Here is a 573-nt window from a genome sequence, read left to right as displayed (position 1 = left end):
GACTGTTGAAATCGGGGGCAACAGCACGATCGTGCTGCTAACCCCCATTTTAAAACCCTCCGCGTTCTTTGCGTTCCCTGCGCCTTTGCGTCAACCTTCTCCGCGTCCTCCGCGCCCCTGCCAGTTTACCGCTCAACGTTGGCCGCCAGTTCGAGCAGCCGCAAGATGCGCGGCGCCATGGCTGCCGGATCGCGGTGCAGGCCTTCAATCAGCAGTGCGTTATCGTAGAGCTGCTCGGCGGCCAGCGCAATCAACGGATCGTTGGGATCGGCAGCGGCGCGGCGGGCTAACGCCGCGATCAGCGGGTGGGCCGGGTTGAGTTCCAAGATGCGCGGCCCGCTTTGCACCTCTTGGCCCAAGATCTGCTGGATGCGCTGCATCTCGCGCCCAAACGCCGCCTCGTCAGCGACCAAACGGGCCGGGCTGTCGCGCAGCACCTTCGAGGCGCGCACCTCCTTGAGCCGCTCGCCCAATGTGGCCGCGATCCGTTCAGCCAGCGCGGTGAACTGCGCATCGTCAATCGCCGGCGCAGGCCGCTCGACCTCACCCGGCAAATCGAGTTCGCCTTCGTCA

1 protein-coding gene is annotated in these 573 nt (G+C 65.3%); it reads right to left on the bottom strand.

Features of this window, described 5'->3' with window-relative positions; all coding sequences use genetic code 11:
* Positions 1 to 125 precede the first annotated feature (125 nt).
* The coding region (locus NZU74_20685; GenBank protein ID MCS6883741.1) for a molecular chaperone HtpG at positions 126 to 573 on the bottom strand (448 nt) is incomplete at its 5' end.

It is taken from the genome of Chloroflexaceae bacterium (assembly GCA_025057155.1).
In the GTDB taxonomy this organism is placed as follows: domain Bacteria; phylum Chloroflexota; class Chloroflexia; order Chloroflexales; family Chloroflexaceae; genus JACAEO01.
The sequence above is the reverse complement of the archived record's forward strand: the minus strand, read 5'-3'. Positions and strand labels throughout refer to the sequence as shown.